Source organism: Selenomonas sp. ND2010 (assembly GCF_000702005.1).
Lineage (GTDB): Bacteria > Bacillota > Negativicutes > Selenomonadales > Selenomonadaceae > Selenomonas_A.
On sequence record NZ_JNKI01000026.1, the window covers coordinates 25,864 to 33,807 of the forward strand.

The 7,944-nt window shown below is 48.1% G+C and carries 9 protein-coding genes, 1 pseudogene and 1 other annotated feature; of the genes and pseudogenes, 2 read left to right on the forward strand and 8 right to left on the reverse strand.

What is annotated here, in order from left to right; translation table 11 throughout:
• Positions 1–53: 53 nt before the first annotated feature.
• The 8 genes from T504_RS0109790 to T504_RS0109825 all read right to left on the reverse strand — a co-directional run bounded on the left by T504_RS0109790 (position 54) and on the right by T504_RS0109825 (position 7,149).
• Positions 54–623, reverse strand: a complete 570-nt coding sequence (locus T504_RS0109790; protein ID WP_033170901.1) for an anthranilate synthase component II — start codon at positions 621–623, stop codon at positions 54–56.
• Complete coding sequence (locus tag T504_RS0109795; RefSeq protein WP_033170902.1) at positions 604–2,106, reverse strand: anthranilate synthase component I family protein; 1,503 nt, start codon at positions 2,104–2,106, stop codon at positions 604–606. Before T504_RS0109795 ends, T504_RS0109790 begins: the two co-directional genes overlap by 20 nt.
• Positions 2,107–2,180: 74 nt before the next feature.
• A complete protein-coding gene (locus tag T504_RS0109800; RefSeq protein WP_231473895.1) occupies positions 2,181–2,447 on the reverse strand; it encodes a hypothetical protein in 267 nt (88 codons plus the stop codon).
• 76 nt (positions 2,448–2,523) lie between these two features.
• Entirely contained in the window at positions 2,524–3,318 is a 795-nt protein-coding gene (gene trpA / locus T504_RS0109805; RefSeq protein WP_033170903.1) for a tryptophan synthase subunit alpha, read from the reverse strand.
• A complete protein-coding gene (gene trpB / locus T504_RS0109810; RefSeq protein ID WP_033170904.1) occupies positions 3,315–4,505 on the reverse strand; it encodes a tryptophan synthase subunit beta in 1,191 nt (396 codons plus the stop codon). The genes trpA and trpB overlap by 4 nt, the downstream gene beginning before the upstream one ends.
• Before the next feature lie 34 nt (positions 4,506–4,539).
• Positions 4,540–5,307, reverse strand: a complete 768-nt coding sequence (gene trpC, locus T504_RS0109815; protein ID WP_033170905.1) for an indole-3-glycerol phosphate synthase TrpC — start codon at positions 5,305–5,307, stop codon at positions 4,540–4,542.
• Positions 5,304–5,933: a phosphoribosylanthranilate isomerase gene (locus T504_RS0109820; RefSeq protein ID WP_033170906.1), complete on the reverse strand. Its 630-nt coding sequence runs from the start codon at positions 5,931–5,933 to the stop codon at positions 5,304–5,306. Before T504_RS0109820 ends, trpC begins: the two co-directional genes overlap by 4 nt.
• Positions 5,934–5,980: 47 nt before the next feature.
• Positions 5,981–6,245 (reverse strand) — a binding site (T-box leader).
• A 184-nt stretch (positions 6,246–6,429) separates the two neighbouring features.
• Entirely contained in the window at positions 6,430–7,149 is a 720-nt protein-coding gene (locus T504_RS0109825; protein ID WP_051635319.1) for a hypothetical protein, read from the reverse strand.
• A 239-nt stretch (positions 7,150–7,388) separates the two neighbouring features.
• Between T504_RS0109825 and T504_RS0109830 the strand changes: the two genes are divergently transcribed.
• Positions 7,389–7,595: a hypothetical protein gene (locus T504_RS0109830; protein WP_033170907.1), complete on the forward strand. Its 207-nt coding sequence runs from the start codon at positions 7,389–7,391 to the stop codon at positions 7,593–7,595.
• 124 nt (positions 7,596–7,719) lie between these two features.
• Positions 7,720–7,944: pseudogene (locus T504_RS0109835) on the forward strand (IS5/IS1182 family transposase); the annotation flags it as partial.

The following is a 7,944-nucleotide window of genomic DNA, read 5'->3' on the forward strand; positions in this document are numbered from 1 at the left end:
TCTTTCCCTACGGAAAGACTCATAAAATATTAATTTTTTATTCGTTTTATAATCTATAACTGAGCCAAGAAATTCTGCATCATTGTACGCCCATCGGGTGTCAGGATTGACTCTGGATGAAACTGGATGCCTTCAATCGGATATTTTTTATGACGAACGCCCATGATCATGCCATCAGCCAATTCGCTGGTGACCGCCAGACAATCCGGCAACGTTGACCGGTCAATAATCAGCGAATGATACCGTCCGATGGGAATATTCTGTGGCAAGCCTTGGTAAAGTCCCGTCCCTGTGTGATGAAGTGGCGAAGTCTTTCCATGAATTACCTCACCCGTGCGCACCACACGCCCCCCAAAGACTTCGCCAATTGCCTGATGTCCAAGACAGATTCCCAGCATTGGCACTTTTCCTTTAAGTGTATCGATAAGTTCCTCACTGATGCCAGCATCTTTGGGCACACCTGGTCCTGGGGAAATCACAATGCCATCGTAATGCCTTTCCGCAACGTCTGCTACCGAAACCTGGTCGTGACGGATGACTTCCACCTCTGCTCCTAGCTCACTCAAAAGCTGATAGACATTATACGTGAAGGAATCATAGTTATCAAGCAAAAGTAACGACATCGTTTTCCACCTCCTCTACCACTTCAAACAGCGCCTTGGATTTCTGCAGGATTTCCTGATATTCTTTTTCTGGAACAGAATCAGCGACAATGCCAGCCCCAGATTGGATAATGGCCGTATCATCATTTTCGATGCGCATCGTTCGAAGGGTGATGCACATATCCATATTGCCAGCAAAGTCCATATAACCAACCGTTCCCGAATACGTATCCCGTTTTACCGGCTCGAGTTCATGAATAATTTCCATTGCCCGAAGTTTCGGAGCACCACTGACCGTTCCCGCCGGGAAAGTCGCCCGCAGAACATCCATGGGCTTGTATCCCTTCTTGATTTTCCCTGTCACCTCAGAAACCATGTGCATGACATGACTGAAAAATTCCACCTGCTTCAATTTCGTCACTTTGACAGTCCCCGGTTCACTGATGCGTCCAAGATCATTGCGTGCCAAGTCAACCAGCATGGAATGTTCCGCAACCTCTTTGGTATCCCCCTTAAGCCCTGCCGCCAACTCCTGGTCTTCCTTCGCATTTTTCCCCCGCCGTCGAGTTCCCGCAATCGGGTAGGTGTAGACGTTATTCCCCGCCACCTTTACCAACATCTCTGGCGATGCCCCCACTAGTTTCACACGGCCAAAATTGAAATAAAACATATACGGGGAAGGGTTCACCTGGCGCAAGCGGCGATAAAAATGAAAGCACGGCTTCGTTATCTTCTGCCGGAATTGACGGGAAGGCACTACTTGAAAAATATCCCCAGCAAAAATATGCTCCTTGGCTTTGCGAATTGCCGCGAGAAAATCCGCCGGAGCTTTCCCGTATTTTTTCAAGAAATCCACGGGCTCCCCTTTGGCCAGACCTCCGTTTGTTTGCGGTTTGACCGGTTCTTCCAACTGCTGCTTGAGAGCCGCCATCTTATCCTCAATTGCACCGTAGACTGCATCGAGGTTTTCCGCTCCTTGGACATCGGCAAAATAAATCAGTCTGGCATTGTTGCGCAGGGCATCGTATACGACCAAGATGCGGCAAAGCATAAACTGCCCTAAAAGGTCCTCTTCCCCAAGATCAAGCCCGCGCACGCGGTCAAACGTTGAGACGATCTCATAATTGAAATAGCCCACCATTCCGCCATTTGCCAGTGGAATCTCAGCATCCTCAAGCGCCGGACTAAAGCGGTCCATATAGCTGCGAATCGATACGACCGGCTCCCCCTCCACCGTTTTCATCAAATCGTTTTCTTTGATAATCAAGCGATTCTTAAATACCTGCAGCCTGGCAAACGGTTCCGCACCGATAAACGAATAGCGGCCAAACTGCTGATGCGTGGTATCTACCGATTCCAGAATAAATCCCTTGTGCTCATTCACCAATTTATAATACACCGATACCGGCGTATCCATATCCATGTTGATTTCGGTTGAAACCGCAATAAGATTCTTATCTTTCGCCAATCGGCAAAAAACAGCGCGTGATGGTGTAAGTTCCATCCTGCCTCACTCCATTCTATAAAAAGGCCCCTGCAGGGAACGCCTGCAGGGGCTTTCTCCGGATCGTTTCATCATCACCGTTGCGGCAGATTAATCTCCTGGACGATTTTATGTTCATCGCGACCCAGGCACCATCCGAGGGCTTTTATTTCCGAGTAGAGCATCACTCGCTGTTCACGGTTATCATTCTGAGACCGCATGAGCATCTGATACTGTTTTATGGCCTGCAGATAACGGGCCGAAATCTCCTGAACACTCCTCGGCTTCTCCGGACGGTTGCTGGCATGACGACGAATCATATCCTCTGCCGCATCAACGGTCTTAACATCTGTAATGATCATACTGGTCTTCCTTTCTGCGTCCTTTTACCTGATAGTATAATTCGTCATGAGAAAGGAAAACCCTTTTTCCTGTCAGTCAATGCCCATAGCTGGCATCCAATGCATCACGCATATCGTGAATCAGCGCCATCGCTTCAGACAAGTTGCCATCCAACAGTCGTTTGACTACGGCACTGCCGACAATAACGGCATCGGCATGAGCCGCCGCCGCGACAGCTGCTTCCGCAGAACCTATACCAAACCCCACAGCCAGCGGCGTATCGGTGAACTTCCGAGCCTTTTCGCAAACACCGCCAATCACACGATAATCCACGTTTTTAACTCCCGTTACGCCGTTGTTGGAAACACAATAGATAAAGCCGCGGGCATCCTGGCAAGTATCTTCCATGCGCTGTTCCGTTGTCCCCGGCGTGATGAATTCCGCCAGCACAAAGTCATATTCCGCACAGATACGCCGCATTTCCCCGGATTCTTCATGGGGAACGTCGGGAACAATAATGCCATCCATACCGGCTTCCTTGAAATCTTTAACAAATTGCTCAAAGCCATAATGATACATATTGTTGATATACCCCATGCCAACAATGGGAATATCTGAGAATTTGCGAATTGCCCGCAATACTTCCAGCTCCTTGCCCAGTGTCATGTGATTCTTCAAGGCGATAACCGATGCCGTCTGGATTACCGGGCCGTCTGCCATGGGATCGGAAAACGGCAATCCCAATTCAATGAGGCTTGCTCCATTAGCCTCAGCCTGCCTTACCGCCTCAATGGTCGTCTCAACATCTGGAGCCCCACAGGTAATGTAGACGTATAGTCCCTTCTTATGGGCCGCTTTAAGCTCGGCCATTCTCTTCTCGATGCGATTCATAACGCTACATCCTCCCCCAATGCTTTCGCTACCATTGCCACGTCTTTATCGCCACGTCCCGACAGGCAGACAACCACCGTTTCCTCTTTTTTCGTCTGTGGCATGAGTTTTTCCAAATAAGCCAACGCATGGGAACTTTCCAACGCGGGGATAATGCCCTCAACCTTTGATATACGTTGGAAGGCCTCCAGTGCTTCCGCATCCGTTACTGAAACGTAATCGACAATCCCTGCATCCTTAAAGTAGGAATGCTCCGGACCAACCCCAGGATAGTCCAGCCCCGCAGAAATCGAATAGGCTTCCACCACCTGCCCATCATCCGTCTGCAAAAGATAACTGTAAGCACCATGAAGGATGCCTGGTTCCCCCGCGCCCGAAAGGGTTTTGGCGTTATCCGCCACCGCATCACTGCGGCCGCCAGCCTCAACGCCAAACTTCTTTACCTCCTTATCGTTGCGGAAATCGTAGAAAGTTCCTATCGCATTGCTGCCGCCGCCGACACAAGCAACCATATAGTTGGGAAGTCCACCGGTCTTTTCCTTGATTTGCTCGCGAATTTCTTCCCCGATGACCTTTTGAAAATCGCGAACAATAGTCGGATAAGGATGGGGCCCAACCGCTGAACCGATGATGTAATGGGTATCTGTAATATTCGTCGCCCAATAGCGGATTGCCTCACTGGTCGCGTCCTTTAAGGTCCCCGTCCCACTGGAAACCGGAATGACTTTTGCCCCCAACAGCTTCATGCGGAATACGTTGAGTTTCTGGCGTTCAACATCAACAGCCCCCATAAACACATGGCATTCCATGCCGAAGAGAGCGGCCACTGTCGCCGAAGCAACGCCATGCTGTCCCGCACCGGTTTCAGCCACAATGCGTTTCTTGCCCATAAGCTTTGCCAGCAGTGCCTGACCTAACGCATTGTTGATTTTATGCGCTCCTGTATGTAAGAGATCCTCGCGCTTGAGAAAAATCTTTGCTTTCCCATAGTGCTCCGTCAACTTCTCGGCATAATAGAGATTCGTCGGACGACCTGCATATTCGCGCAGTAACGAACGAAACTCCCGCTGAAAGGCTTCATCCTCTTTATATTTCTTGTAGGCAGCTTCCAGTTCATTAAGCGCCGGCATAACGATTTCCGGTACATACTGTCCCCCAAACTTGCCAAATCTTCCTTTTGTATTCATACTACTATCTCCTAATCTTCGGTATCCACAAAGTTCAATGCGAAAGTTTCCGCGTTATCGTGCCGATATCCGGGGAACGGACCAAGCCCTCTCCCACCAGGATTCCATCGCAGCCCGCCTCACGGAGCACCTTGGCATCCTCAACCGTAAAAACGCCACTTTCACTAATAAGGACTCGGTTGGAATCCGCGCAGGGAAGCAAATCCAACGTCTGCTTGATATCGGTCTTAAAAGTCTTTAGGTTCCGATTATTGATGCCGATAAACTCCGCCGGAGTCGAAAGGGCTGCCCTCATGTCCGCTTCATCGTGAACTTCTACTAAGGCATCCATGCCCAAACTCCAAGCCGTATAAAGATATTCCCGCAGCTGCTCCGGTGTCAGTATCCGTGCAATCAGCAAAATTGCATCGGCTCCTAACATCCGCGCCTCATAAATCTGGTATTCATCGATGATAAAGTCTTTGCGAAGCAACGGCAAATTCACCAGCTGCCGAACTTTGATAAAATCTTCATTGCACCCCAGAAAATGCGGGTCCGTATGAACCGACAGCATACTTGCACCGCTTGCCTCGTAGATGCTCGCCAGCTCCTCCACCGTATGCGTCTTATTCAGACGCCCCTTTGCGGGAGACTGGAGTTTGCACTCAGCGATGAGATTCCAGCCCCCTTTCTTGAATTTCTTGCTCATCCGGAACGTATCCGGCGTTATCTTGGCTTTTATTTCCTCCAAAGGCATCTCGGCCTTGGCCGCGGCCACGATTTCTCTTTTTTTGCCCACGATTTCTGCTAATATATCTCTCATTGACGCTTTCTCCCTCGAGGCAGGCTCCTTGCTCTTCGCATAAAGGCCTGTATCTTACTGATAGATTTTTCTTCTGCTACTTCCAAACTGCCCGATACATCCACGCCATAAGGATGGAAGGTCCGCAGGACCGTCTGCAGGTTATCAATGTTGATACCACCGGCAATCAACACAGGTTTTTCAACTTTTGCTATCTCTTCGGCGGCGGACCGCCAATCGAAACTCTCCCCTGTTCCACCAACCTTACCGGGACAAAATGCATCGATGAGAATCAGCTCTGCCGGATACTCATTGGCAGCTTCTGCCGAGAAGTTGTCTCCATAACGAAAAGCCTTTATAACGGAACACTGTACCTTGCGGGCATAAGCCGCATTCTCGTGACCATGGAGCTGGACAAAATCAAGATGTACCTGACGGACAATTTCATTGACCTTTTCAATGTCTTCATCGACAAATACGCCGGTTTTCCACGACTGCTGCAACTGACTGCTGATTACGGCAGCATGTTCCGGCTCAATATAACGATGGCTCTCGGGCCAAAAAATAAATCCGATGAAATCTGCACCTGCCTCCTCGGCAACTTTTGCTGTCAACAGCGATTTCATACCACAAATCTTAACCTTCATCCACTCATCCCCTAATACTACAAAAGCCCCGGCCGGAGAAAGACTCCAGCCGGGGCGAATCAACTTCGCGGTACCACCCGTTTGCATGTATCAAATACATCTCATTCCGGCACAGGACAAGAAGCCGATGCCGTAGCCTGATAACGGTGGCAGCCGTCCCAGCCTACTCACAGACATCTTTCTGTTTTGGGTGGACTCTCGCAGGACCATTCGGATTACCTTACTGACCGGACTTCACACCACTAGTCCCCTAGTTTCCGGCTCGCTTGACAGTTACCTGTAATCTTACTATTTCCTGTTCGTCGATTTTCCATATCTATCGACTGTAACTATGTTAACCCGTCGATGTTTTACATCTTACACGCTTTTGTTTTTCTTGTCAATACATATTTTACATTTTATGTTGTTTTTTATATTATTTATTTGTAAAAATGACAATATAATAAGCCCCCCATTGATTCCATCGCGAATCAATGGGGGGCTCATAGCCTTTTATTTACTCACCCGGCTCTTCCGGTGCACCAGCCTCATCTGCTGGCGGCGGACCTCCCTGCGGACCATGTCCATTCATATCCTGTGGACCACGCCCCATATGCAGCACACTCTTATCAACGCCTAACTGGTCTGCAACATCACCCCAGCGATTGTTGATTTTTTTCATATCCAGAACGCTCTGGATATCCTTGTTGGCTGCCTTAGCCAGAATGCCTGCAGCCACAATATCATGAGCACGATAACCGTTTTTCAAAAGCGTTGCGGCCGTATTTTCATCTACACTGGCCTTCTCCGCAATATCTTTTGCCTGCATCGTCGCCATCTTATCCTTTACCTGTTCCTGGGTGATACCAAGCTCTTTGCCTACTTCCGGCCAATCCTTAGTATCCGTCTTCATTCCCATAACATCCTTAAAGGATTTTCCGCTGATATTGGCAAACATAGCGGCCTGACCGATGTCACGAATATCCTTGCCATCTTCAATGGCACTCTTAACCTCTTTTTCATCAACGCCAAAGGTATCGTGAACCTTCTTGGCAGCATCATCAGCACTCATCTGAACCGGCGGGCACGGCGCCATTTTCCCTTTCTGCATTACAGTGGGGCGCTGGTGTTTATCCGCATGGGAAACCGATTTGGCACTGGCTGCATTAACACCAATTCCCGTCAACATTGCCCCAGCCAGAATCCCTGCTACTAATTTCTTATTCGCACTTTTCATATGTCACATCACCTTTCTATAGATAAACCTTTTTCTTTATCCATTCTCTTATCGAATGGTATGGTCATAGTATAACGAAAGGTATTTAAACTAGTTTTAAATGTCAATTAAATTACAATTCAAATTCGATGGAAAGCAACTGAAAAGATAACTATTATTTATTTTTAGGAAAAACAAGGAAAAATACGGCAAGATGTCGTATAATATATAATAGATTTTAGGAAAGAGGTGACTGTGTAATGACGGAACAGGAAATTGAAAAACTTGTCCGGGAAAAACTTAACGATGCTTATCAGTCTGAGGAGCATCCGAAGAAATTCTTCATTACGGAGAATGGTCGTGGTGTGACGGACGGTGGCGATCTGTACAATGCTCTGCTCAACGACATGATGCGTGTTACAGAAAAAGCCCTGACGGCAATCCTGAAGGAAGCTCTGAAGAAGTAATTCCAAATTCGCAACATAAAGAAAGGGGCTGTTGCACGTAATGTGACGTGCAGCAGTCCTTTTTCATGTGCAAAAAAATAATCCCGGGGCTTGAATGCCTCGGGATTAGGTGTAGAATTTAGATATGCAAAAACCAAATTCACAAAAAGATTATACGTCTTTTGAAGGAAGCTATCAAGTATTTCTTCCATTTAATCTTGAATTTCAGATTGGCAAAGATGACCCCGTCCGCCTGCTTCGCCATTGTATTGGGGGTATGGATATTACGGCACTGGAAAAGACCTATCAGCGAATAAATCGAAATTTGGCGTCGCCAAGGCAGATGTTGGCCATCATTGTCTATGCCGGA